Origin of the sequence: Erythrobacter sp. KY5 (assembly GCF_003264115.1) — a bacterium.
GTDB lineage: Bacteria > Pseudomonadota > Alphaproteobacteria > Sphingomonadales > Sphingomonadaceae > Erythrobacter.
Map to the genome: position 1 here is coordinate 1337272 of NZ_CP021912.1, position 24728 is coordinate 1361999.

19 protein-coding genes are annotated in these 24728 nt (G+C 60.5%); 6 read left to right on the plus strand and 13 right to left on the minus strand.

Annotated features, from left to right (window positions below; genetic code table 11):
* Window position 1: 1 nt before the first annotated feature.
* From CD351_RS06295 to CD351_RS06315, 5 genes are all read right to left on the minus strand, one after another.
* The gene (locus tag CD351_RS06295; protein ID WP_111991809.1) at window positions 2-1651 is read right to left on the minus strand and encodes a DUF885 family protein; all 1650 of its coding nucleotides are present in this window, start codon (window positions 1649-1651) and stop codon (window positions 2-4) included.
* Window positions 1652-1719: 68 nt separating this feature from the next.
* Window positions 1720-3504 carry a gamma-glutamyltransferase gene (ggt, locus tag CD351_RS06300; RefSeq protein WP_111991810.1) on the minus strand — a complete coding sequence of 595 codons (1785 nt, stop codon included), beginning with the start codon at window positions 3502-3504 and terminating at the stop codon, window positions 1720-1722.
* Window positions 3505-3532: 28 nt separating this feature from the next.
* A complete protein-coding gene (locus CD351_RS06305) occupies window positions 3533-4060 on the minus strand; it encodes a PepSY-associated TM helix domain-containing protein (protein WP_111991811.1) in 528 nt (175 codons plus the stop codon).
* Window positions 4061-4117: 57 nt separating this feature from the next.
* Window positions 4118-7381, minus strand: coding sequence for a glycosyl hydrolase (locus CD351_RS06310; protein WP_234027256.1), 3264 nt, complete (start codon window positions 7379-7381; stop codon window positions 4118-4120).
* Between the two features lie 191 nt (window positions 7382-7572).
* On the minus strand, window positions 7573-10161 hold the full coding sequence (locus CD351_RS06315) for a M14 family zinc carboxypeptidase (protein ID WP_111991813.1): 2589 nt from the start codon (window positions 10159-10161) through the stop codon (window positions 7573-7575).
* Between the two features lie 162 nt (window positions 10162-10323).
* On the opposite strand from CD351_RS06315, the gene CD351_RS06320 reads away from it, so the two are divergent.
* Complete coding sequence (locus CD351_RS06320) at window positions 10324-12738, plus strand: prolyl oligopeptidase family serine peptidase (protein WP_111991814.1); 2415 nt, start codon at window positions 10324-10326, stop codon at window positions 12736-12738.
* Between the two features lie 207 nt (window positions 12739-12945).
* Here CD351_RS06320 and CD351_RS06325 read toward each other — a convergent pair whose 3' ends face one another.
* Both CD351_RS06325 and CD351_RS15690 read right to left on the minus strand, forming a co-directional pair.
* Window positions 12946-13371 (minus strand): SET domain-containing protein, encoded by a 426-nt coding sequence (locus CD351_RS06325; RefSeq protein ID WP_111991815.1) that lies wholly within the window; start codon window positions 13369-13371, stop codon window positions 12946-12948.
* A gap of 3 nt (window positions 13372-13374) precedes the next feature.
* Window positions 13375-13752, minus strand: a complete 378-nt coding sequence (locus CD351_RS15690; protein ID WP_162627633.1) for a hypothetical protein — start codon at window positions 13750-13752, stop codon at window positions 13375-13377.
* Window positions 13753-13788: 36 nt separating this feature from the next.
* Here CD351_RS15690 and CD351_RS06330 point away from each other — a divergent pair, with 36 nt between their 5' ends.
* Together CD351_RS06330 and CD351_RS06335 are read left to right on the plus strand one after the other, a co-directional pair.
* Window positions 13789-14040: a hypothetical protein gene (locus CD351_RS06330; protein ID WP_234027257.1), complete on the plus strand. Its 252-nt coding sequence runs from the start codon at window positions 13789-13791 to the stop codon at window positions 14038-14040.
* On the plus strand, window positions 14037-14987 hold the full coding sequence (locus CD351_RS06335) for a calcium/sodium antiporter (protein ID WP_111991817.1): 951 nt from the start codon (window positions 14037-14039) through the stop codon (window positions 14985-14987). Before CD351_RS06330 ends, CD351_RS06335 begins: the two co-directional genes overlap by 4 nt.
* A gap of 28 nt (window positions 14988-15015) precedes the next feature.
* On the opposite strand, the gene CD351_RS06340 is transcribed toward CD351_RS06335, so the two are convergent.
* Both CD351_RS06340 and CD351_RS06345 read right to left on the minus strand, forming a co-directional pair.
* Window positions 15016-15588: a hypothetical protein gene (locus CD351_RS06340; protein ID WP_111991818.1), complete on the minus strand. Its 573-nt coding sequence runs from the start codon at window positions 15586-15588 to the stop codon at window positions 15016-15018.
* A gap of 106 nt (window positions 15589-15694) precedes the next feature.
* Complete coding sequence (locus CD351_RS06345) at window positions 15695-15937, minus strand: hypothetical protein (RefSeq protein ID WP_111991819.1); 243 nt, start codon at window positions 15935-15937, stop codon at window positions 15695-15697.
* A 236-nt stretch (window positions 15938-16173) separates the two neighbouring features.
* On the opposite strand from CD351_RS06345, the gene CD351_RS06350 reads away from it, so the two are divergent.
* Complete coding sequence (locus CD351_RS06350) at window positions 16174-17745, plus strand: amino acid permease (RefSeq protein ID WP_111991820.1); 1572 nt, start codon at window positions 16174-16176, stop codon at window positions 17743-17745.
* 40 nt (window positions 17746-17785) lie between these two features.
* A complete protein-coding gene (locus CD351_RS06355) occupies window positions 17786-18565 on the plus strand; it encodes a sulfite exporter TauE/SafE family protein (RefSeq protein ID WP_111991821.1) in 780 nt (259 codons plus the stop codon).
* A 212-nt stretch (window positions 18566-18777) separates the two neighbouring features.
* Here the strand turns inward: CD351_RS06355 and CD351_RS06360 are convergent, their stop codons facing one another.
* Window positions 18778-19248 carry a universal stress protein gene (locus CD351_RS06360; protein WP_162627634.1) on the minus strand — a complete coding sequence of 157 codons (471 nt, stop codon included), beginning with the start codon at window positions 19246-19248 and terminating at the stop codon, window positions 18778-18780.
* A 15-nt stretch (window positions 19249-19263) separates the two neighbouring features.
* Window positions 19264-20985, minus strand: a complete 1722-nt coding sequence (locus CD351_RS06365) for a cation:proton antiporter (protein ID WP_162627635.1) — start codon at window positions 20983-20985, stop codon at window positions 19264-19266.
* Window positions 20986-21448: 463 nt separating this feature from the next.
* Between CD351_RS06365 and CD351_RS06370 the strand changes: the two genes are divergently transcribed.
* Entirely contained in the window at window positions 21449-22444 is a 996-nt protein-coding gene (locus tag CD351_RS06370) for a DUF5694 domain-containing protein (protein WP_234027258.1), read from the plus strand.
* 176 nt (window positions 22445-22620) lie between these two features.
* Here CD351_RS06370 and CD351_RS06375 read toward each other — a convergent pair whose 3' ends face one another.
* Entirely contained in the window at window positions 22621-24162 is a 1542-nt protein-coding gene (locus CD351_RS06375; protein WP_111991825.1) for a PepSY domain-containing protein, read from the minus strand.
* Window positions 24159-24695 carry a hypothetical protein gene (locus tag CD351_RS06380; protein ID WP_162627636.1) on the minus strand — a complete coding sequence of 179 codons (537 nt, stop codon included), beginning with the start codon at window positions 24693-24695 and terminating at the stop codon, window positions 24159-24161. Before CD351_RS06380 ends, CD351_RS06375 begins: the two co-directional genes overlap by 4 nt.
* Window positions 24696-24728: the final 33 nt, after the last annotated feature.

The window sequence follows — 24728 nt, forward strand, 5'->3', positions numbered from 1 at the left end:
CTTACTCAGGGATCGGCGGCGTGTCCCAGAACAGCGCTACTTCCTCGTCCAGCTCGGTCATCTCGTAGCGCACTAGGGCGATCGGGAGGCGACCCGCGGCGAGGAATTCGTCGTGAAACTCGCGCAGGGAAAAGCCCGCTCCCAATTGGCTCGCCCGGTCGGCCAGCAGCGCGTCCATCTGTAGCTTGCCAATCGTGTAGGCGACGCCGTAGCCGGGCGGGCGGCGAAGATAAATTTCAGCGTCCACGCGCGCGACGTCTTCGTCGAGCCACGGGGTCTTCTCGCGCATGTAAGCGACCGCTTCGGGCACACTCCAGATGTTGTGCTGCATGTAGACATCGGCGGGCACGCGCGCGGCGCGGAAAATGCCGAAAATCTGCATGAATTCATCGGCACGCGGCGAGTGCGCGGTGCCGCCTGCGAGCATGGTCGCTTCCTCAAGATAGGTTGCCCAGCCTTCGGCGCGGCCTCCATCGCTGTAACGTCCACGGATCGGTCGTTCGTCGCGGGCGGCGAGGACTGCGTCGAAGCGGTGGCCGGGAATGACCGCGTGGACATGGTCTGGGATGGGATCGCGGAACTGGATCTGCTCCCAGAAATTGGGGCCGGTCGGGCGCTCGATATAGGGAGTGTTGCTGCCAAGCTCTCCAACCCAATCGGGGATGGTGACGAAGTCGTCCTCGGTCAGGAAGCGGCGCACAATGGCGTCGGTCGTGGCGATCTTCTGGCGCTGTTCCTCGGCGCTTTGCGACAGCTCAAGCTGCGGCAGATCGCGATTGCGATGGCGCAGCAGGGCGAGCGCGGCGGTCATGCGCTCATGCTCGCGCTCGGCCAAGGTCACCATCTCGCCCGAAGTGAGCGGGATCATGCGCACGTGGCGAATGTACCAGTCGTACTGCTGGGCCCCGACACCGCCTAGGGCGGTCATCGAGGGGCGCTCCGCCCTCAGCCAGTCGCGAAACTCAGTGAGAGCATCGCGCGCAGCGGTAATGTCGGTTACGAGGTCGGGGCGCTGTGTTCGGCTGCGTTCGAGCAAGTCTTCGTACCACCCGATAATGCCCGGCGGCGGCACTTCGCGGTAGGGATGGTAATGGTTCACCCCGTCGCTGTTCTCCAGATTATGGAGCGCGAGGTCCGCGAAGTCGCCAGCAACTTCGGTGAGGTTCGCGCGCGCAGAAGCAAGTAGCGGCGGGACGAGTCGCAGCCGCTCAAGCAGTTGCTCGACCTCTTCGCCATCCTCGGTGACTTCGGCAAAGGCGACGCGCATCAACGGATCGAGATAGAAGCCCGGATCGCGCTTCCACGGGCGAAGCACCACGAGATTGAAGCGGTATCCGTTGAGGATCGACTTCACCGCGAGGTATTCGACTTGGCCCGCGCGCGACCACTCGGAGACGGGCAGGGCGGACAATTCGCCGTCGAAATAGGTAAGCCCGCCAAGTTTTTCGGCCATCAGGTCGTCGCCGTAGACCTCTCCTATTCGCGCGCCTGAATCGAGTACCACGCCGGCGGTGAAGCCGGGGACCATGTATTCGCGCAGTTCCTCGTGCAATTCGACAAGGCGATCATAGCCGTCATCGCCCGCGTCCTGCGCTTGCGCTGCGCCGATGAAGAACAGCGCAAGGCTCACAAATCCAACGAGAAACCGCATACCCACCTCCTGTTGATGGGAGGATGCGGGAGCGCGCGCCCCATGTCCAGTGGGTTAGGTCAAGAGCGTCAATAGCCGCTCGCCTGACCGTCCTTGCGCATCTCGGTCGCGCCTGCATAGACGCCCGTTTCCGCATCGCGCATGATCGCTTGATAGCCGCCGAACATGATGCCGTTCGAAACCACGCGGACATTATGTCCCATCTCGCGCAGCGCCTCGACGGTGGCTTCGGGAATGCCGGGTTCGACGTTCAGCGTGCCCAGTGGATCGGCAGCAGGGCCGGTCAGCGCCTCGGTCGGCTGGCGGCCGCCATCGTGATTGATGCGCGCGGCATCGCCCGCTTCCTGAATGTCCATGCCAAAGTCGACCATGTTGATGAGCACCTGCACATGCCCCTGCGGCTGCATTCCGCCGCCCATCAGACCGAGCGTCATGAACGGCTCGCCATCCTTTTTCACGAAAGCCGGGATGATGGTGTGAAACGGACGTTTGCCCGGCTCGTAGGCATTGGGATGCGCCGGATCGAGGCTGAAGAGCTCGCCGCGGTCCTGGAACATGAAGCCCAAACCATCGGGCACCAGCCCGCCGCCCATGCCGCGATAATTCGACTGGATGAGGCTCACCATCATGCCGCTCTCATCGGTGACGGTGAGGTAAGTCGTGTCGCCTTCGCCTTCGAGCTTGGGTTCGCCGGGTCCGAATTCGGGCGTTGCGCGCGACGGATCGATCAGCGCGAAGCGTTCGCGGCCATATTCCTCGCTCAGCAGTTCCTCGGGGAAACGGGTGAAATCGGGGTCGGCATAGAAGCGCGCCACGTCGGCATAGGCGAGGCGCTTGGCTTCGGTGATATAGTGGATGACTTCCGGGCTACCGCGTTCCCATTGCGATAGGTCCACATTCTTCAGAATGTTGACCATCTGGAGCGCTGCGAAGCCCTGCGTGTTAGGCGGCAATTCGCACAGCTCGAACCCGTCGCGATATTCGGCGCAGGCGGGTTCCACCCAGTCGCTCTTGTGCGCGGCAAAGTCCTCCATCGTGTAGGCCGAACCTTGCTTTTGCAGGTAGTTGACCATGGTTTCAGCAAGCGCGCCTTGGTAAAACGCATCGCGCCCCTCGCGACCGATCGCTTCCAGCGTATTCGCGAGGTCCGGGTTCTTGAAGATCTCGCCCGCTTCGGGCGCCGTGCCATCGGCGAACCAAGTCGCGCGGGCATTGTCGAACTCGAAATCGTAGCTGTCGAGCCGGCGTGTGTAGGCGCTGAGGCTCCGATCGAGATACATTGCGATGATTGGCGCGACCGGATGCCCTTCGCGCGCATAGTCTACCGTGGGCGCGAGGATGTCGCTCATCGGCAGTTTGCCGAAACGTTCATGCATCGCGAACCAGCCATCGACCGTGCCGGGGATCGTGACGGGAAGGGGACCGACCGGGGGAAGCGCATCCGCACCGTCCAGCTTCTCCAGCAACTGGTCGAGCGTCTGCCCCATCGGCGAGCGGCCCGAGCCGTTTAGCCCATAGAGCTTGTCGGTCGCAGGATCGTAGATGATCGCGAAGATGTCGCCGCCGATCCCATTCCCGGTCGGCTCCATCAGGCCAAGCGCCGCATTGGCTGCGATGGCTGCATCCACCGCGCTGCCGCCATCGCGCAGGATTTGCAGAGCGATCTGCGTTGCCAGCGGGTGAGCGGTCGCGGCCATCCCATGCTCTGCATAGACCGGACTGCGCGACCAGCTCGCGCCTACCGGTCGCCCGCCAGCGCCGATCTGTTCCTCGACCGGCTTGGCCTCCTGTGCGAATACCGGAACGGCGGCGAGAGCGAGGGCCGAAATCCCGGCTGCTATAGCAAAACGCATGATTGTCTCCTTTGGAGGGAATAACGCTTCAGGCGGTCCTTTTGTCCCGCTTCTTTCGCGCTTTTACGATGCGGGGCAACAGGAACAGATAGCCACCTGTCCCCCACATGATGATGAGCAGTATGCCAGTCGGCAGAAAGATATAGAGCTTCACCCACTCGGCAAAGAATGACCCATCGTGGATCGTCTCGATCAGGTCGGAGCGGCGATAGGCGACCTTGAGTACTTCGGCCGTTTGCGTATCGACCTGAACTTCCCATCCTGAGTTGGCCCGCAGCTTCGCCAAGCCGCGATCGACGCGCAGGTCGATGCGGTCGATGTCGGACCATTCCTCAATGCCCGCTTCAGGGTGTTGGCGCGCGGCGGCGAGCATCTGATCGAAGCTCGCCTGCGGCAATTGCGCCTCGGCCACGCCGCGCTCGGTGCCTGGCTGAATCCACTCGATCTCTTTCTTGAGCATGAGAAAGCCCCCGGCGACGAACATGATCGCGGCGGGGACGAAAACGGCGAGGGACAGCCAGTAGTGGACCTGACGGAACAGGCGTTTGGGGTTCATGGGGTATTCCTGGCGCGGGGACCTACCCAAGGCAAGCCCCCGCGCTGGGTCTTTCAGTTATTGCGGAAGCGCGCTTCCCGGCACCCAGGGCGCGCCCGCCGCTTCCAGCTCTGCCTCGAAGGCGGGGATGGTGCTCTCGGTTAGCGTGCGCAGACGGTCGCGGATCGCGCCAAAGTCTGCCTGTGCATAGCCGAACTGCTCGCGTTGCGTTTGCGTCGGACCATAGGTCGACCCGCTCACCCCGAACATCACGCGGCCAAGGCGGCTGCGCACCGTCGGCTGGGTACGCTCATAGATCGCGTTGCGCGCTTCGTTGCCATTCAGCATTTCGTCGAGCGTGTGCACCTCTGCGCGGATCGCGTCGAGGCGGTTGTCGAGCGTGGTCGGATCGCCGCCCGGTGCTGCTCTGACTGCCGCAGCCATCAGGCCAACGCGGCGCTCGACATCATCAAGCGTCGATGAGACCGCCGAAACACGGCGACTGAACGCGGAGATCTCTGCCCAGAACTCGGCTGCGCCAGGCTGTGCCGGAAGCGCCCCTTCGCGAAGCCGTTCGACGGTGAAGGGCTGTGGGCCGACAAGTTCGGTCGTTTGCCCGCGTACGCGCTTGGACAGCGACACAGTGTACTGACCCGGCGTCACGAGGAAGCCCGACCGCTCCGATCCTTCGCGCGCTACCGATGTCGATGGGTAACGCAGGTCCCAGTTGACGCGGTGAAAGCCTTTCTTCGCAGGCCCCTGTATCCGGCGAACCACGTTGCCATCTGCATCGCGCACGGTCAGCCAGATCGCCGGGTCTTCTTCCTGCAGCTCTGCCGTGAGCGCATCGAAGCTCGGGAACGGCGTATCGTCGCCCGCTTTCACCAACGGACGCTCGCTCTCCTGCCGAATGGCTTCGAGCGACTGGATGTTCTCGGCAAGATAATAGGTGAAGTTCGCGCCGAATTCGGGGTTGGGAGCCATGTAGTAGCCATGCCCCTGCGAACCGCCGCGCGAGAAGGCGAGTTCGGGCTTTTCGATATACCACCATGCCTTGCGGCCCGGGAAAAGCATAGCTTCCTGCTCTAGGCTGGATTCGCTCAGCGTGCGAAGCGGCGAGATGTCATCGACGATGAAGAAGCCGCGTCCAAAGCTTGCGGCGACAAGGTCATCCTCGCGCCGCTGGATCGTCACGTCACGGAACGAGATGGTTGGCGCATTGCCCGAAAGCTTGGTCCACTTCGCGCCGCCATCGAGGCTGAAGAACAGGGCAAATTCGGTCGCGGTGAACAGCAGGTTGGGGTTCACGTGGTCCTGAACCAGACGCCAGACGATGTGGCGGTCGGGAATGTCGCCTGCAATGCTGCGCCATGTGCGCCCGCGGTCGCTGCTTTTGAGAAGATACGGTTTGAAGTCGCCATATTTGTGATTGTCGAGCGCGACGTAGACGGTGTTCACGTCATGCAGATCGGCGCGAATGTCGTTGACGAAGGCCGTCGCCGGAACGCCCGGAAGCGAGCCGACTTCGACCCGGCGCCAGTTCGCGCCGCCATCCTCGCTCACCTGGATGAGACCGTCATCGGTGCCGACATAAAGAAGGCTTTCGTTGAGCGGCGATTCCCCGATCGATGTGATCGTGTTGTACTGGCTCATCGCATAGATGTCCCACGGCGCATCCCAGCTCCACTGGCGGCCCATGACGGGCAGACGCATGCGGTTTTCGTTGCGGGTGAGATCGCCCGAGATCGCAGTCCAGCTGTCGCCGCGATTGTCCGAACGCCACAGGCGCTGCGAGGCAAAGTAGAGGCGGGTGGGCTCATGCTGGCTGACCCAGATTGGCGAATCCCAGTTCCAGCGCGGAATGTCATCGCCCGGCGCGGGCTGCGGCTGGATGTTCACCACTTCGCCGGTAATCCGGTCGATCCGGGCAAGGTTCCCCTGCTGCGACTGCGCATACATGATATTGGGATTGCCCGGCTCGGTCGCGGACTGGTGGCCGTCACCGCCAAGCGTTACGAACCAGTCGTCGTTGCGAATGCCCTGACGGTTGTCGGTGCGCGACGGACCGCCTTGCGAATTGTTGTCCTGCGTGCCGCCATAGACATAGTAGAACGGCTCGGCATCATCGACCGCCACCTTGTAGAATTGCGTGATCGGCAGATTGTTGATGAAGCGCCATGTCTTGGTGTGATCCCAGCTTTCATAAAGGCCACCGTCAGAGCCGAACATGATGTATTCTGGGTCGGTCGGGTGGAACGCGATGGCGTGATCGTCGACGTGCTTCAGGTCGTTGTTGAGGCCGTAGAATGTCTTCCCGCCATCGTTCGAAATCTGCGAGGTGTTAGAGACGAGGTAGATGCGGTCGAAGAAGTGCGGGCTGGCATAGAATTCCTGATAATAGTGCGGTCCGGTGCCGCCGCTGACCGTGTCGGACATCTTGGTCCAGCTCGATCCGCGATTGTCCGAACGCCACACGCCGCCTTCGCGACGGTCCAGTTCGATTGCGGCATAGACGACGTCGGGCTGCATGGGAGAGATGGCGAGGCCGATCTTGCCTTTGTTGCCGCCGGGAATGCCGCTCTTCAGCTCGGTCCATGTGTCACCGCCATCTTCGCTGCGCCACAGGCCGGTTTCCGGGCCGCCGCCGATATAAGCGGCGACGGTGCGGTGACGCTGCCACATGGCGGCATAGAGTCGGTCGGGGTTGGATGGGTCGATGACGAGATCGCCAGCGCCGGTATATTCGCCAGCGGACAGGACGTTCTCCCAAGTCTCACCGCCATCGGTGGTTTTGTAGACGCCGCGCTCACCGCCCGGTGACCAGAGCGGGCCTTGCGCTGCGACCCAGACGATGTTCGAATCTTCCGGGTGGACGATGATGTTGCCGATCCGCTCGGTCCCTTCGAGGCCCTTCTTGGTCCAGGTCTTGCCGCCGTCTTCGGAGAGGTAAATGCCATCACCAAAGCCTGCGTGACGCCCGCCGTGGTTCTCACCCGTGCCGACCCAGATGCGGCTGGGATCGGAGGGGTCGAGGCCCAGCGAACCGATTGAATAGGAGCCTTGTCCATCGAACAGGCTGGTCCATGTCGTGCCGGCATTCTCTGTCTTCCAGACGCCGCCGGAGCCGACCGCCACATACCATGTCGCGGGATCATCCTGATCGATCGCGATGTCGGCAATGCGGCCTGACATGAAAGCAGGCCCGATATTGCGAAGCTTGAAGGCGCTGAACGTGCCGCTCGAAAGGGCGGGTTTCTCTTCAGCCGTATCGTCCTGCGCGATTGCGACCTGGCCGAGCCCGAAAATGGCAGCGGCGGCTATGACAAGCCTCGAAAATTTCATGTGATTCAGCCCCTCGTACAAAGAACGCGAACGGTTTCTCCCCGGCCGCGCGCTCGCAAGCTCCAGCCGATGAACGGCCAACGAATATCGTTGGTCGTCGCAATTGGCGTCTCGGACAAGAGTGTAACGAAGTTGACCGACAAATCCAGCCTCAATGTAACACTATATCATTGAGACTGGATGGCAGGGGTTCAATCGTGCTGGTGCTCGCCCGCTTCGTACTCGCCGCGCGGGGCGTCGATCAGGCCGGAGAAGAATATTGCGTTCATCAGCAGCTTCTCGGTCCCGGCATAGGTGCCCCGGAAGACCGGGTTGTCCGCCATCAGGATGACCGTCCCGCGCCGCACACGCTCCGCAACGACCGACGGTGTGCCGCCGATCTCGTCGAGCCGTTTGCGCGAGGCATAGCCCGAAAGCAGCGGGCTCTCGTTATACTGCACCGGAACCGCATAGGGGTTCCCCTCGGGCCGCATCAGTGTGAAGGCGACGTTGCGATGGACAGGCAACTCGCGGTTCGCATAGCCGAAGCCGAGCGGGTGGCTGGTGTCGAGGTCGGCTGCAAAGATCGATCCACCGATCACGTCCTGCGCATCTCGAACGGCGAGCTCGGAGAAATTCAGACGCTCGGTCGGCTCTTCGCTTTCGCTTTCGTCTTTCTCCTCGTCCTCGTCTTTCTTGCGACCAAGGATAGCGCCTTGCGCCCAAAGCGCCGCGCTGCGCGTGGCGATCAGAGTGCCGCCATCCTCAATCCAGCCCTTGACCTCTTCGGTCACACCTTCGCTCAGAGCAGCATTGCCGCCGACAAGCACGAGATGCGTGTAGTCACTCCAGGGAAGCGAGCCGAGGTCATCCTTCTTGACCAACGTCACGGGCATGCGGTGATTGTGGTCAAGCGTCCACCATACCTCGCCGTAATCGTAGCGTGACAGACCGCCATCATAGGCAAGCACCACGCGCGGATTCTCAAGCGAACGGAAAACCCCTGCCGCGCCAAGGTCGCGGCCCGTGTCCGGCGTCGAGCCGGACGATACCGCGTAAACGGGCACTCCGTCTTCAGCCGCGATGGTCTGCATGATCGCGTGGATGTCGGCTTGCGACGTTTCCTGCCGCGCGAGCGGGACGAAGATCGAGCCGCGACCGAACTGGACGTTGCCAGCAGTAGTCGGGAACATCGCTTCCTCCATCGCGGCGCGAGCCATGATGTCCTTTGACAGAATGCGATTGAGCGCGCGCGGCGCGTAGGTGTGCGACCAGTCGAAGACATAGCCATACTGCGCCCGCTCAGGCGCAGGGGCGCTCTCGAATTCGCCGTCCGCGCTTGTCCCGGCATTGCCGCTGCCGATGCGCGCATATTCGAGATCGTAAGCGAGCGGGAGCGTCCAGCCAGAGACGTCGTAGAAGATGTTCTCTTCAAATTCGGTGATGCGTTCGAAGATGCCGCGGATCATCCGGTTGTTGCTCTGCGCATCGGGCACGAAATAGCTGGTCGAAGCGCGGAAAGTGCGCCCGTCCGCGGTGACGTCCGAACCCAGCCGGGTGACGCGAATGTCGTGCATGTTGAGCAGGCGAACGAAGCGAGCCGCGCGTTCTGGATCACCCTCGGCAGTGAAGACCCAGCCGCCAGCGCCGCCATTCCTCGCATTCTGGGCGAAGAAATCGCGCTGGTAGGCGGTGATTTCATTGCGCAGATCGAGCGAGCCCTGAATCGAGGTTAGCGCCGTGCGGAAATGCGTGCGCGCATTGTCGGCTGTGGTGACGAGGCCGCGCTCGGTCTGGATCGCGCCGCCGCGCGCTGCGCCCGCTTCGAACAGGATGCCCAGAGCACCGTTGATCTGCGGGTAGGTCGAACCCTTGCCGATGTAGAAATTGTCGAAGCCTTCCTCGCTGGAATAAAGGCGCGCTTCGCTGTCCATCCATGCGGCATGGCGCTGGGCGATCTGCTTGGTGAGGTCACGCGCGCGCATCGGGATGAGCGGATTGCGACGCAGCTCTTCGCCGGGGTGGAAGTAGTATGGCGAGGCCGAACCCATCTCGTGATAGTCGACCGACACCATCGGCTTCCACCTGTGCCATTCGCTGATCCACGCCTGGCTTTCAGGCTGCGTCAGCAGCAGCCATTGGCGGTTGAGGTCGAAGCCGTAATGGTTGGTGCGCGCATCGACCCACAAATTGTGCGCAGCATCGTTCGGGTCGGTGTTGTCGGCATAGGACCAGAACTTCTCGACATGATCGACGCGGCGCGAATGACCGTCGGGGTTGAAGGCGACGGTGAGCACGATCACTGCATCGCGAAGCTGCGCCTCGATCTCAGGTCCCTGTGCGGCGGCGAGGTGATAAAGCGTCGGGATCGAGCCGACCATGCCGGTCGTTTCCGCACCGTGCACGCCCCAGTTGATCCACAGCACCATCGGCGCAGCGCCGGGCGCGGCGTTGCCCTGCGCGCGGGCCAGGTGGGTCTGGCGAATGCTCTCGATACTCGCGTGGTTCTGTGGGCTGGTGACGGTGAAGGTGAGGATCGGGCGGCGTTCGTGCGAGTAGCCGATCGTTTCTACCGTGATCCTGTCCGAGCGCGCCGCAAGATCGCGCAGATAGGTGACGAGGTCGCCATATCGCACCGGACGCTCACCAATTTCGTAGCCCGCGCTGTCCTCAAAGGATGGGATGCTCTCGTCATAGGTGACGCCTGCAACCTGAAAGAATTCGACCGGCTCGGCAGCGGCGGGCACCGCAGCCAACGGCATCGAAAAAGCGGCAAGGGCGGCGAGAGCGCGGCGCAGCATGGGCAATCCTCGTGAACGTGACTGTTTGAGCCAGCGTCCTGGACAAGACGCCGTGAGTGCTTCTCGCTAGCTCATGGGCCGCGCAAGTCAAATCCCGATCGAAATGGCCGCTTGATGCGAGCCGCATGCCCGCTATGGTTTCGCCAAAGGGGAAAACAACTTATGCGCGCATCTTTTATCGCAACCACCGGACTTGCAATGGTTTTTGGTCTTGGAGCCACCGTGCCCGCATCGGCGCAGGACGGTTACCAGACCCCGCCGCCGGAGGTGACCGATATCGTCACCCGCGCACCTGCACCGCGCGTCTCGATCTCGCCTGATAATGACCTCATCCTGCTGATGGAGCGCGAGGCCCTGCCGCCGGTTGCCGATCTTGCGCGGCCGATGGAAAAGCTCGCCGGGATCCGCCTCGATGCGAGCGTCAACGATCGTTACGGCACGCGCGACTTTGTCGGCCTGTCGCTTCAGGACATCGCCACCGGAGAGGTACGCTCGATCGACCTGCCGGCCAATGCGGACATCTCGGACGTCGCGTGGTCCACCGACGGGTCGAAAATCGTCTTCACCAACACGCGCGCTGACGCGATGGATGTTCACGTCCTCGATACCGCCAGCGGGCAAGTTACGACATTGATGACCGGGGGAGTGAACCCGGTATTCCAAAGCCCGACATGGCTGCCCGGCGGCTCGCTTCTGACACTCGCCATCCCGTCCGATCGGGGCGAAAAGCCGATGGAATCGCTCACCCCGCAAGGCCCGGCGATCCAGGACGCATCAGGCGGCCAGGAAGCGCAGACCCGCACGTTTCAGGACCTGCTCGAAAACCCGCATGACGAGGCGATGTTCAAATGGCTCGCCACCAGCCAGCCGGTGATCATGGACGCCGATGGCTCGAACATTCGCATGGTGGGCGAACCGCGTATCTACACCAACGTCAGCGCATCGCCCGACGGCCAGTACCTGCTGATGGAATGGATCAGCGAACCGTTTTCGTACCAGGTGCCGTGGTATCGCTTCCCGCACACAAGCGCGGTCTTTACGATGGACGGCGACCTCGTCTCCACAATCGTCGAACAGCCGCTTGCCGACGCTCTACCCGTACAGGGCGTCGTCACCGGAAGGCGCAGCATCCAGTGGCATCCGGGCGAAGATGCAATGCTGATGTGGGTTGAGGCGCAGGACGGCGGCGATCCGAGGACCGAAAGCGACAATCGCGACAATGTGCTCGCCTTCGAGGCCCCTTTTAGGGGTGAGGGCAGAGTGCTCGCACGGCTCGAAGACCGCGCATCGGGCGCGATGGGGATTGAGGGGACCGACGACCTCATCGTCTACGAATATGACCGCGACACCCGCGAGCTTCGCCAGACACTGGTCGATGTGCGCGACGGCGAAGCGGCGCGCGAGATCGGCCTTCGCAACATTCAGGATGCGTACAACGATCCCGGCAGCCCGCTGATGACCACCAACGAATACGGCAAATATGTCGCTCGAAACGTTGACGGCAAACTGTTGCTGACCGGTTCTGGTGCGACACCGGAAGGGCTGCGCCCGTTCCTGAGGCGTTTCGACCTCTCAACGCTCGATACCGAAGAGCTTTGGCGCAATTCAGGAGAGCAGCTGGAATCGGTGATCGACGTCGTGACCGAGGACGGAAGCGAGTTCATCACCTTCTACGAAAGCCCGACCAATCCGGGCAATGTGAAGCTCTATTCCGGCGGGTCAGAACAATTCCTGACGAACTTCCCCGATCCGCACCCCGAACTGACCGGCATCAAGCGCGAACTCGTGACCTACACCCGCGAAGACGGAGTGGAGCTGACGGCAACGCTCTACCTGCCGCCCGAATACAAGGAGGGCGACAAGGTGCCGGTCGTGGTCTGGGCCTATCCGCGCGAATTCAACGACGCATCCACCGCAGGCCAGAACCGCGATTCGCCATACCGCTTCACCCGGATCGGAGGCTATTCGCATCTGTTCTTCCTGACGCAAGGGTACGCCGTGCTCGACCGGGCCTCGATGCCGGTGGTTGGCTCCGATCCGGAAACGGTCAACGACACCTTCATCGAACAGGTCGTCTCCAATGCTCAGGCCGCAGTCGACTTCACGGTCGAGCGCGGCTTTGGCGACGGAGTGCGGCTGGGTGTCGGTGGGCACAGCTATGGCGCTTTCATGACCGCTCACCTCCTGGCGCGCAGCGACCTGTTCCGCGCAGGCATCGCGCGTTCGGGCGCATACAACCGCACGCTCACCCCCTTCGGTTTTCAGGCAGAACGCCGCATCTTCTGGGACACGCCCGAGACCTACTACCGCCTCAGCCCCTTCATGGCGGCGAACATGATCAACGAGCCGGTGCTGTTCATCCACGGCGACAATGACAGCAATTCAGGCACGTTCCCGCAGCAGTCAGAGCGCATGTTCGCAGCGGTCAAGGGCACGGGTGGAACCGCGCGGCTCGTCATGCTGCCGCACGAGGACCACGGTTATCGCGGCCGCGAATCCGTGCTGCACACGCTTCACGAGATGTTCGAATGGTTCGATGCCCACGTGAAAAACGCAGAGGTAGAGACGGCCGAATGAAGCGCAACTTGGTTGGAAGGGATCACGCGTTCCACCAACGCTGAGTCAAATTTCAGCAGGCAGGCTCCCGATCGGCTGAGAAGCATGCGTATCCAATGGCGGCTTCGCGCCGTCATATTGGACATTCTGGCCATCAAGGTGAGGGCCCGAAAGCGGGACTTCTGTTTCGCCCGTTCCAGCTCCTGCACCTCTTTCAGCGAATAACGCTCAAAGAGGTGCAGGGTCCTGTTCGGGTCGACTGGCTGGAATGAATTGGCGCCCCTCGTCCATCACGAACTGCGGGTCGAATTCACCATAATCGCAAGTGATTTCTTCTCCGGCTGCAATGTCCCTGATCGCCCAACCTATGTTGGGATCGGTGAAGTCGGTATTCGGACGATCCGCATGGTTCATAAAGCGCCCGTTGTCGAACTCGACAACAGTGAGACCGGGACGCGTCATGTGCGGGTAGCCGTAGCGTGAGACGAAACGACGAAGAACTTCCGGGAGCGCGTCGATGTCGGTAATCGAGGACAACTGGTCGAAGCGTTCGTCGAGGGTCCAGATTGCGCAGCCGGAAGAGATGGGCTCCGCAGCGAAAACTCCGACCCCTTCGATAAGGCTGGGGCCGATATATGTAGGAACGATCAGCATCGCTCATGATCCGGGTGCGCAGGAAGCGGCCACCCACGCGCCATCGTGACCATTCTCGACAGCGGCGAATAATTGCTCGCGATTGCGATTCTCGACAATAGGAAATCGTCTGATCAACGATAAAAAATGGTCGTTTTTGGTGGCCCCGATCATCGACCGGGCTTTGCTCAAGAGCAACCGTTCGTCGTCTCTCCAGAGCAAGCCCTGCAAAGACAATCGCCAGACTGTTCGACGCGCGGATTTTTTCGCATCACAATCCTTGACGAAGCGTGCGCCTGACATAAATCGCAAGATGTCGCCGGGCCCCTCTGGCGAATGCCGCCGGTGCATTCGCGATGTCGGAACGATATTGTCCCAACGACCGGCCCGGTTTGAAACCATGCTTTCAATCCATGCGTCTAGCTACCTGTCCAGATGATGACGACGCTCATCGACACGCTCGATATTCTGATTGTCGTTGCCGCGCTTTCTTCTGCATGGCTGTGGTTCAGGTCCAGTCGCAGGAGAGTGCGCCGGGTCAGCCGACATGAAGAATTCAATCACGCCGACCTCAACCGCGTGGTCACCGCTCTCAACCGCACCCAACTTCTCAATTCGCGCGCCGCCCTGGCGACGGCCATCGCGGGTTTGTTCGCAGGCTTCCGGTGGCTTCTGGAGTTGTTCAGATGACCTATCTGGTGGTGCTCGGCGGGCTCGTGCTGCTTGCGATTGGCGGAGATCTCTTGGTGCGAGGCGCAGTGGGTCTCAGCACGAAGCTCGGCGTGTCGCCTTTGCTAGCCGGCCTGACAATCGTCGGGTTCGGAACGTCGACCCCTGAACTCGTCACCAGCCTTCAGGCAGCGCTGCAAGGGTCACCGGGGATCGCCATCGGCAATGTGGTTGGGTCCAACATCGCCAACGTCCTGCTTATCCTGGGGGTCTCGGCGGTCATCCTTCCGCTTGCGATAGAGCCTCGCGCGTTCCGGCGTGACGGGCTTGCGCTGATCACAGCAACGCTCGCTTGCGTAATCGCGGTGCTGATCGGGGAACTCACCAGACCTATTGGCATTGCGCTACTCGCGGGGATGGTCGGCTATGTCCTCTACGCCTATTTCGGCGAAAGACGTGCCGCGACGGTGGAAGGCGAAGTGCATGTCCTGAAGGCGCAAGATGCGGGCCCGGCCACGCGCTTTGGGTTCGTTATGCTTTCCGCATTCGTGATTGCGGGCCTCGCTGCGGCCATCCTCGGTGCCAATCTGCTGGTTCAAGGTTCCGTCGAACTCGCGCGCTCCTTTGCGATTTCGGAGGCCGTGATCGGGGTGAGCGTCGTCGCCCTCGGCACCTCGCTGCCCGAATTAATCGCCTGTGTCGTCGCCGCCTTGCGCAAACATGGTGACGTTGCGCTCGGCAACGTAATCGGCTCCAACATCTACAACGTCTTCGGCATCCTCGGCATCACCGCTATCGTCGAGCCACTCGATGTGCCAGCCGAGATTATCCGTCTCGATATCTGGGTGTTTGCCGCTGCCACCATGCTCTTGCTGGCATTCCTGCGTTCGGGCTGGCGGATCAGCCGGATCGAGGGGGCCACCTTCATCGCCGCCTATGCCGGGTACTGCGCTGTCATCTTCTCGTAGAGCCAGCCCCGCGCGAAGACTGCTGACATCAGGCAGTGATCGATGCCGCGACGTCGATCGCCACAAGAGCCGCGACGGCGAAAAGCACCAGATTGACCGGATGTTCGCGGGTTCCGTCCTGAATGACCCAGACGCGAAACAGCGCGATCAGCGCCGCCACGCCCGCAAGCAGGACCAGCAGGCGCTCGAACTGGGTTTGTCCGAAGAACACCTGACCGCATACGTTGGCGGCGAAGAACCCCGCCCAGATATAGAAGGCTGAAATACAGACCTGCGCGGCGGAGAACTGTTGTAGCGAATTTCTCATATGTGTGACCGGTTTGATCCCCACGATTTTGTGCAACCTCATCAAGAGTGTGCGACAAGAGAAATGATGCCGATCGCACAAATGACGATGGTTGCGAGGACCAGTGGGGCCTCGATGCAGCGCGATATCGCCTTCGCGTTTTCCGTTCGTAACTGCTCGGCCTTGCGCGCCAGATGAAGTTATGAGTTCGAAAAGCTTATCTTCCCGTTTTTCGGGATAGCGTCGAAGCAACGTTGCGATGCGATCGCGACGCGCCTGATTTCCTTCGGCGAGCGACGACATCGTATCGACCATGATGGACACTCCGCAACGCCGCCGGCATTCTGGCGGGCAGTGCTGAAGTTCGAAGGGTCAGGAGCGAGGATACCTTGCGATACCCCGCTCCTTGCCTCTCTCCTCCTTATTGCGTCGGAGCGGTTTCGCCCTCGGAAGGAGCTTCGGTTTCTTCTACAGCGCCTGGAACCGCGGCATCCGGTTCAGGAGCAGGTTCGGTGACAGCAGGAGTTGTCTCGGCGGGTTCGACAGGACTCTCAAGAACGGGCGTTTCCGTTTCGGTGGCGACCGGTTCGGACTTGGGGCCATCACATGCAGCAAGCGTCAACGCAGCGAGGCCGACGCCAAGCGCGAAATTCACCTTGTTCATCTTCGGTTTTCCTAAAAGACCCACGATCACAAGCGATCGGGGACGCGCGCAAATACTCCTCTCCAATGAGTCGCACCAGCCACATTTTTGCAATTCTTACCCTCTTGCGCAGGTATTTACGCCGAAATGCATGGCTCGCGTAACATTCGTGTTTGTACCGGGCATATTTGGTGTTAATTTGCTCGCTGGCTGGCAGGACGCAGATACGCGGTCGCGGGCCGTGGATTTGCTCCCGTATGTTTCTCGACCGGGTGAAGCCCCTCGACGCCATCCTTGCAGCGGCGGAGAAAAAATCGCTCAAGCGTTCGCTTGGCGGCCTTCAACTGATGCTGTTCGGCATCGGCTGCATCATCGGAACGGGCATATTCGTCCTGACCGCTGCGGGAGCGCAGAAAGCCGGACCGGGCTTGATGCTGGCCTTCGCCATTGCTGGGATGATCTGCGTGGTCGCGGCGCTGTGCTATGCCGAAATTGCCTCGACCATTCCGGTTTCCGGTTCGGCCTATACCTACACCTATGCGACGATGGGCGAGTTCCTCGCATGGACGGTGGGCTGGGCGCTGGTGCTCGAATACGCGATCGCGGCGAGCGCGGTCTCGGTGGGGTGGTCTGGCTATTTCGTCGGAACGATCCTTGGCGAAACGTTCGGCATCGTTCTGCCAGCATCGCTTTCAGGCGGTCCTTTGGCGCTCGGAGGTGTGGAAGGAGGTCTGATTAATCTGCCGGCGCTAGCAATCGCGCTGCTTGTTACCGTGCTGCTGATGATCGGCACTAGCGAGAGTGCGAAGGTCAATGCTATCCTCGTGACGATCAAGGTGTCCGCACTCACGATCTTCATCGCGCTCACCCTGCCTCAGGTCGATCCCGAAAAATTCAACCCTTTCCTGCCTGCGGGTGTCTTCGGAGGGTGGGGCAGCGGTCTTGGCGCAGTCGGAGCCGCAGCCACGATCTTCTTCGCCTATGTTGGGTTCGACGCGGTATCGACCGCCGCCGAGGAAACGAAGAATCCGCAACGCAACGTGCCTGTCGGCCTCGTGGGCTCGCTGCTGTTTTGCACGTTGTTCTACATCGCCGTCGCCGCAGGGGCGATCGGAAATATCGGCGGGCAACCGATCACGGGGCCTGATGGCATTCCCTTCCCCGCTGGCTCCGAAGAGCTCGCTCGGCAGTGCGCACTGCCGGCATATTCTGCGGCACTCGTCTGTTCGGACGAAGCGCTCGCTCATGTGCTGCGCGAGATCGGCTGGTCGGGTGTTGGCAACGCGCTTGGTTACGCAGCTTTTCTTGCGCTGCCGTCGGTCATTCTCGTTCTGTTGTTCGCCCAGACCCGCATCTTCTTCGTGATGAGCCGGGACGGGTTGTTGCCCGAAATCCTCAGCAAGGTGCACCCCAGATGGCAAACGCCTTATGTTGTAACGGCAGTGACGGGCATGGCGGTCGCCCTTGCCGCCGCCTTCTTCCCGGTCGGTCAGCTGGCAGACATCGCCAATGCCGGCACGCTTTATGCCTTTGCCCTGGTGGCCATTGCCGTGATGGTGCTGCGGAGGACGCGGCCCGATGTGAAGCGCCATTTCAGAGTACAGGGTCTCTGGTTTGTCGCGCCCGCAGCAGTTTCAGGCTGTCTGTTCCTGTTCTTCAACCTTCCGTTGGAAGCCATGATCGTGCTCCCGCTTTGGAGCTTTGTCGGTATCGCAATCTACCTTGGTTACGGGAGACGCAGGAGCCATCTTGGCCGCGGCATCATCGAGGTCGTGGATGACGTGGCCGGTGACGAGACCCTGATCCCGATCCACCCGCCGCGCTCCTGAAGCAGAGCGCGAAAGTCACTTGAGAATTGAGCAGGACGCGATGCTCGCCGAACTCCCCCAGTGGCTGATCGAGTTGTTGCCTTTCATCGCGATCGGCTTTGCGGCGCAAATCGTCGATGGCGCGCTCGGCATGGCGTTTGGAGTGATAACCCAGACCATGCTGGTCGGCGTCCTCGGCCTGCCCCCCGCCACCGCGTCCGCCAGCGTCCATTTCGTCGAAGTGTTCACCACCGGCGCTTCGGGCTCAAGTCATTTGTGGCGGCGCAACATCGACTGGAGGCTTTTTCGCCGTATCGTGCCTGCCGGTGTCCTCGCGGGCGCCGCCGGAGCCTACGTGCTGTCAAATGTCGATGCATCTATCGCCAGACCGGTCATCCTCGTTTATCTTGTCGCTATCGGTTTCTATCTTCTGTTCAAGGCGATCCGGTTTGGGAAGAGGCGGCGCGCAGGCAGGCCTCGCTTCATAGCACCGTTGGCGGCCGTCGGCGGCTTTCTCGACAGTGCGGGTGGCGGCGGATGGGGCCCGATCGTGACATCGAACCTTCTGGTGCAAGGAACGGACCCGCGCACAACCATCGGGACCGTGAGTGCATCCGAATTTCTTCTGACGTTGACTGTGTCGATCGCTTTCACGCTGACGCTGGGTCTTGCCGCGTTCACGAATGTGGTGGTGGGACTGATTATAGGCGGTGTGATCGCCGCTCCGTTCGGAGCGATACTCGTCAGCCGCATTCCGCCAAGGCTGCTGCTTATAGCGGTAGCGCTCGTACTTATCGCCACGAGCGCCTTCGGCCTATGGGCGTTCGTGTCCGCGAAGTGAGTGCGGCGAATGCGATTGGGCGCCTGGAGTGGTCTGGTGTCGCTTCACCTTCGCGTGTTCTTTGACTTTCTGTCCGCTCTCTCGCGCATATTCCAAAGAGCAAACCGTCCGTTCCCGGCCCATGTCGAGACCACATACGATGGTCGAAATCGAGCGATGAGCGAGCGGACTAGCGTGGCCTACATACGTTGAGACACGGGGTCAGCAGCGGCTCAAGGAGCCCGGTTGCCGGTCAAGCGATGTCTCTTCTGATCCCTCGACTGACGGACGACGATGACGTCGCACGGGGCGTCGCGAACAATTGCATGCGTGTTCGTACCAAGCAGAAGACGTCCGAGATCAAGCCTGTGCGCCGTCACGCAGATCACTTCCGCTTCTAGCGACCTGGCGAGCTTCACCACCTCACGCGCAATTGATCCAGACGGCGCGTGCACACCCGCCAGCGAAGTCGAGATTTCGTGGTGCGCCGCATAGTCGCGAAGCCATCTCTTCGCACCGCTTTGATCGTTCAAATCCCAATTCTTCGGCATTTGCGCCAGATACGAGCGGGGCAGGGGTGTGCGGACATGTACAAGATGAATTGCCATCTCGCCGTCAATCGCAAGCGCACGGCATCGCGCGCCCATCAATTCGGATCCGGCCTCGTCCTCCCGATCGAGCGCTATCAGAGCAGAGCGGTACACAGGCATGGTCCCTTCTCAGATTTCCGTAAGCGGACGTTCTAGTTCAACCACTTGATTGGCAACATCACTGTCGATCCCGAACTCGATCAACAGCATTTCCGCCAGTCGCAGACTTCCTTCTATTGTTTCAGGCACCGCGACATGGGCCCCATCGACGAGCAGCTTGTCCGCGTGAGAGACATCTCGCGCGCGGGCAAGGATCGGGAGGCGAGGGGCGAGCCGGTGGATTTCGTTTGTCAGAGCCTCGGTTGCGTCCTTGTCGCCGATTGTAATCACGACGGCGGCCGCTTTGTCGAGCCCTGCCTCGCGCAGAACTTCGAGCCGCGAAGCATCGCCCATGCGCACCGGCCGGCCATCACTTGCAGCCTTGCGCGCCAGCTCCGGGTCGCGGTCGATCGCGATGTAGCGGATATCCTGACGATCCAGCACATTTGCGATGGTCGCTCCGACCCTGCCATATCCGGCAAGGATCACATGCCCGCCGATCTCGCTCGCCCACGCGGTTTCCTCAAAGCCGGCTTCCGCCTCGCCGCGTTCGAGCGCGGCACCCACGCGCCGCGCCAGCCAATCCAGTCCCGGCGTTACCAGCATGGTCAAGCCCACCACGATCAGCATGAATTGCCCGGTGTCAGCGGGCAGCAGGCCCACTGTGATGGAAAGCCCGATGACAAGGAAGCCGAACTCGCCCGCTTGCCCGAGCATGATCGCGACTTTGGCCGCCCTGTGCCTCGGCAATCGCCAGGCGAGGCACAGGGCAAAGTTGATCGCGATCTTGATCAGGACGAGACCAATCGCGGAGGCAATGATCAAGAGCGGATTGTCGATCACCATCCGCCAGTCGATCCCCATGCCGACCGACAGGAAGAACAGTCCAAGCATCAGTCCCTTGAACGGCTCGATATCGATCTTCACCTGGTGGCGGAATTCGGTTTCGGCGATCAGCAAACCGGCAAGGAACGCGCCGAGCGCCATCGACAAGCCGGCAAACCCAGTGAGTGCCGCTGTACCGACCGCGATAAGCAAGATGATTGCGATAAAGGCTTCGCGGCTGTCCGTGCCTGCCACAAGTTGCAGAAGCGGCCGCAGGGCCAGCCGGCCGACGGCATAGATGGCAGCAATCACGAGGAGCGCCTGGCCTGCGGCGAGCCCGAAGCCGAGCGCAACATTACCGACGGCCATCGTCCCAAGCACGCTGACTGCAAACAGGATCGGTACAACGGCGAGGTCCTGCATCAGCAGGATCGAGAACGTTGCCCGGCCGCTAGGCGTGCCCAATCGCCCTTTTTCGATCAGCAGCTGCGTGACTATTGCGGTCGAGGAGAGCGCCAGACAGGCCCCCAGAATTATCGCGGGTGCCGTTGCATTGCCCCATAGCATGGCGATGGCCGCGATGATCGCACCGGTTACCAGAATCTGCGCGCTTCCAAGGCCAAAGACCAGTCGTCGCATGGTCCAAAGCCGCTCGAAGGAAAGTTCGAGGCCGATCACGAACAAAAGGAAGATCACGCCCAACTCGGCAAGGACGGTCACGCCTTCGACGTCGGTGATGACCAGATAGGATACCGGCTCGTAAACATCCGCCAGGAGGCCCAGTCCGAAGGGGCCGATAAGGCCCCCGACGATGAAATAGCCGATTACGGGGCTGACGAGGCGCTGCAGCAGCGGAACCGCAATCCCCGCTGCCAGCAGGAAAACGAGAACCTCACGCAGGAAGGGGATATGGACATGTGATTCCATGAATCCTTGTTCGGTCATAGCTTGGCCAGTTGCAAGCTAAGTTACCGGTGCAATTACGGATTAACGCATCCATGCTGAAAGTGAGGATGAGCTCAGCCAACGCCTGGCAAACCGCTGTGTCCGTAATCAGGGCCAGCGACCGAATGTCCGCTTCGTCAACAGGCTCACCGGAAAGCGGACTGACCGCTTTAGCCCAGTTCAAGTCATCGACGAACGTCTTAGACGGGGTGGGGAGCGGATTGTCTGCTTTCGAGGATCCAAGGAAAGAGAGCGGACTCAGCTTCTTTGGTATCGACACCGCCCCAGAAATTTGGCGTTGTGACTTGGATGTCATAGAAGCATAGTGTATTAATTCACTAAGGCGGTTGAAATGATTAGATGTGTCGCGATTCTGTTTGTGGTGTGGTTCCAAATGACTTCCCTAAACGCTCAACCATATGAACCAGCTTTTCAGCCCGATGAGATGGAAGATCGTCCGGCGGGACCGCCGAACGAAGTCTTGGTTCTGGGTACACCTCACTTGAGAGATCTCCCGGATAACTTTCAACCGAATATGGTCGGTCCGATTATTGAAAATCTCGCGAATTGGTCCCCGGATTTTATTGCGATCGAAAATACTTCCGGCCTGAGATGCGCGGCGATGAAACAGATGCCATCGAGGTTCCAACCATCCACAGTCTCGCGCTGGTGCTACGATACCTTTGCTGCAGGGATGGCTTCCGGATTGGATGTCTATGAAGCTAACGCTCAGATCGAAGACAGATTGGAAAAACGCGAGGAAGGTTTTTCCGCCGAAGATCGGCGGCGCAATGCGTTGCTCTTTCTAGCCGCCGGAGAGCCAGCATCCGCCCTGGTCCAGTGGCTGTATCTACAGATAGAAGAACGGATAGCCGCAGACGGACTGACCGAAGAGTTGGTGACTGGACTCGAACGCGCCCAGAATTACCAAAACGAGGTGAACCTCATCGCTGCACCTGTGGCCGTGCGCTCAGGCTTGGAACGGCTTTGGAGCGTTGATGCGCAGGACTTTTATGCTGGCAAAGGTGATGGTGACGATGAGGCATATGCCGCAGCGATCACTACTGCTTGGAATAATCCAGCGGGCGAAAAGCGCAGCAAAAAGGACGATGCCCTAAAATCTGCGCTTGGCGAGCCAGACGGCCTTCTGGATTTGTATCGAGCTTTCAATGCGCCCGAATACGCAGCTCTTGCCTATGCATCAGATTTTGGCGCGGCGCTCGTTGAACCCTCTCCCGGCCGGTATGGCCGCAGGTATGTCTCCTACTGGGAAACTCGCAACCTTCGCATGGTTGCAAACATGCGCGAAGTGCTGGGTAGGTCGCCCGGTTCAAAGATGCTCGCGATCGTGGGTGTCTCGCACAAGGGATACTACGAAGCGTACCTTTCCCAAATGCGTGATGTTGAGTTAATCGACGTGCTACCAATGCTGAGTGAGTAGTTGAGGCGAAACGCTGTTCGCCGATGTCGGCTTTTGGGTGTCGCCGACGATGAAGGAAATGACCGAGATCAGGGTCGTAACCTGAAAGGCAGCTTTTCGCCTTTTTGTGGCCAGAGCCGGACGGTCCGTAGCCGGCCCGTAGAGTTACACGGTTCGCGGTGTTAATCTGGAGTTGCTCACTCAGCCGGCTGCGGCGCGAGTTCGTTTGCTGTAGTCATTTTTCCGAGGGCAGGGGACAACCGAACCGCGCTTGCAATCAGCCCGAGAGCGCATGCGGCGATGACCGCGTTCACCAGCATTGATGTTGCGTCACCTGACCAGGACACCGCCATGTTTACGCAAACAGCGATTACCAACAGGCCAGCACTGATGAGCCATATGAACTTTACAATGACGACTGGCTGTTTCGAGAAGTAAACCGCTGCCAAACCGAGTGCCCAAAGCGCCAGACAGATCGGTGCCATAGGCAGCGTCATTCCACTTGTCGCCATCACAGCACCCGCTGCCAGGGAAAGCGTCAGACCGGTTGTCATACCCCGCCATGCCGCCTCTGTTTTCAGCTTCGGCTGACCCTGCTGCATCTTGCGCTTGAACCAGATCATCATTCCTGTGCTGGTGATATAGGTCAGCGCGAGTGCAAGGACAAAGTACAGCAGCTTTATCGGATAGCCTCCGAAGGTGCCGTAATGCAGGGGCTGAACTGCGCCGAATATACGGGCGCCTACCTCGCTTCCGCGTCCTCCGAACTTCTCAAGAAACTCTCCGTTGTTGCGGTAAATGTCGGAGGATCGCATGGAAAGAATGCCATTTTCGCCATAGACGATCGAGGTTGTCTGACCGCTGTCCTTCGGGTTGTTTGCGACCAACAAGGCGAACGAGCGACCCGGTTGTTCCGATCGACGCAGCATCGAGGCATAGTCCGGCGAACTTTCCATAGGAGGCGCACCCTCGATAGCTTGAGGGCCGTTGATTGCTGAGATCGCTTTCTCGGTATCGCCTTCAAACGCCACGAAAGCGAGTGCTGAAACGGTGATACCCGCCACTCCAAGGAACGCTCCGGTGAAAGTCAGTACAAGGTGATAAGGCAGTCCCCAAACGCTCAACCGGTTGTGCATGTCTGTCCATGCCAGACGCGCATTTCGATCGAGCCGCATTTTGAACGCGTCTTTAAAAATGGTCGGGTGTGCAAAGATTCCGGACAGAATAAGCGTGAACATCACCACGCCCACGAGACCGACGAGATAACGGCCCCACGGCCTTGGTAAGTGCAAGACGGTATGCAGATCCTCAATGAAGTGGGCATAAGGCGCATCGATCTCGCTTAGGAGTTCGCCGCTGTTTGGGTCCACTATCCAGTCGGTCGATATCAGCTCGCTTTGAGCATCAGGACGCTCATTGAGGCGCACGGTGGTGTAGTTCTTGAATTCGTCAGGCGCGTAGAGCACCACGTTGAGTATCTCATTACCCGGCTTCAGCTGGGCCTCGGCATTGTGTGCCGCTTTGGCCGCGATTTCAGGGGAGATGCTTTTCGAAGTGGCGACACCGCGATTTTCCCAAAGGGATATTTCGGGCACGAATAGCGTGAATGCTCCTGTTACGCTGACGATATAGATCAGTGCTGCAAGACCCAGTCCCAGCACCGAATGCGAGTCGATCATGCGACGCACGAAGGAGCCCTGCTTTTCGCCATCAGCGGCCGCTGCCAATTGGTCGGTCATAACAGGAAGAAAACTCCAAAGGTAATGATCGAAACGACGATTGGCACCAGCATGACGCGCCACAGGTTGAGATCGACAGTCGCGTGAAGCGCGCCAATCGACCAGAATAGCGGAGTGGAGAGGCCCCCGATAAATAACCGTGTGAGCTCCGTGGCCCAGGGTTTGGTGGCAATCAGCAAGCTGAGGCCGAGTGCTGCGATCAGGTAAAGTGGGCCTGCGGAGATCAGTTTTGCAGTCAGTCGCCACTTCGACCCGCTAGGAGGCGTCGGCATCCGCCGGGTTGAACGTGGGACGCGATCATGGCCGATTGCCTGCGCACGAAAGAACGGGTGCAGGATGAGGATGTAGGCGGCAACTGAGATCGTCGTGAGTGCCCAGGTGATGCCCAGTTCCCATCCGAGGCCTTGCCCCATCAGCCAAACCGATGCGGCGAACAGCAAAAGACTGCTCAACCAGATACCGAAGTTCTGGCGCTTCTGCGCTTCGCGCAAGATTGCGACGCCCGCCAATTGTGCAATGATTCCGCCAGACACAAACATTCGAGTCCCCAAAAAGCTGAACCCTCA

What these genes read in the sequence shown, in the direction of transcription:
- CD351_RS06295 (WP_111991809.1), bottom strand. Translation starts at nt 1,651, where the DNA reads ATGCGGTTTCTCGTTGGATTTGTGAGCCTTGCGCTGTTCTTCATCGGC.
- ggt (WP_111991810.1), bottom strand. Translation starts at nt 3,504, where the DNA reads ATGCGTTTTGCTATAGCAGCCGGGATTTCGGCCCTCGCTCTCGCCGCC.
- CD351_RS06305 (WP_111991811.1), bottom strand. Translation starts at nt 4,060, where the DNA reads ATGAACCCCAAACGCCTGTTCCGTCAGGTCCACTACTGGCTGTCCCTC.
- CD351_RS06310 (WP_234027256.1), bottom strand. Translation starts at nt 7,381, where the DNA reads ATGAAATTTTCGAGGCTTGTCATAGCCGCCGCTGCCATTTTCGGGCTC.
- CD351_RS06315 (WP_111991813.1), bottom strand. Translation starts at nt 10,161, where the DNA reads ATGCTGCGCCGCGCTCTCGCCGCCCTTGCCGCTTTTTCGATGCCGTTG.
- CD351_RS06320 (WP_111991814.1), top strand. Translation starts at nt 10,324, where the DNA reads ATGCGCGCATCTTTTATCGCAACCACCGGACTTGCAATGGTTTTTGGT.
- CD351_RS06325 (WP_111991815.1), bottom strand. Translation starts at nt 13,371, where the DNA reads ATGCTGATCGTTCCTACATATATCGGCCCCAGCCTTATCGAAGGGGTC.
- CD351_RS15690 (WP_162627633.1), bottom strand. Translation starts at nt 13,752, where the DNA reads ATGGTTTCAAACCGGGCCGGTCGTTGGGACAATATCGTTCCGACATCG.
- CD351_RS06330 (WP_234027257.1), top strand. Translation starts at nt 13,789, where the DNA reads ATGACGACGCTCATCGACACGCTCGATATTCTGATTGTCGTTGCCGCG.
- CD351_RS06335 (WP_111991817.1), top strand. Translation starts at nt 14,037, where the DNA reads ATGACCTATCTGGTGGTGCTCGGCGGGCTCGTGCTGCTTGCGATTGGC.
- CD351_RS06340 (WP_111991818.1), bottom strand. Translation starts at nt 15,588, where the DNA reads ATGGTCGATACGATGTCGTCGCTCGCCGAAGGAAATCAGGCGCGTCGC.
- CD351_RS06345 (WP_111991819.1), bottom strand. Translation starts at nt 15,937, where the DNA reads ATGAACAAGGTGAATTTCGCGCTTGGCGTCGGCCTCGCTGCGTTGACG.
- CD351_RS06350 (WP_111991820.1), top strand. Translation starts at nt 16,174, where the DNA reads ATGTTTCTCGACCGGGTGAAGCCCCTCGACGCCATCCTTGCAGCGGCG.
- CD351_RS06355 (WP_111991821.1), top strand. Translation starts at nt 17,786, where the DNA reads ATGCTCGCCGAACTCCCCCAGTGGCTGATCGAGTTGTTGCCTTTCATC.
- CD351_RS06365 (WP_162627635.1), bottom strand. Translation starts at nt 20,985, where the DNA reads ATGGAATCACATGTCCATATCCCCTTCCTGCGTGAGGTTCTCGTTTTC.
- CD351_RS06370 (WP_234027258.1), top strand. Translation starts at nt 21,449, where the DNA reads ATGGAAGATCGTCCGGCGGGACCGCCGAACGAAGTCTTGGTTCTGGGT.
- CD351_RS06375 (WP_111991825.1), bottom strand. Translation starts at nt 24,162, where the DNA reads ATGACCGACCAATTGGCAGCGGCCGCTGATGGCGAAAAGCAGGGCTCC.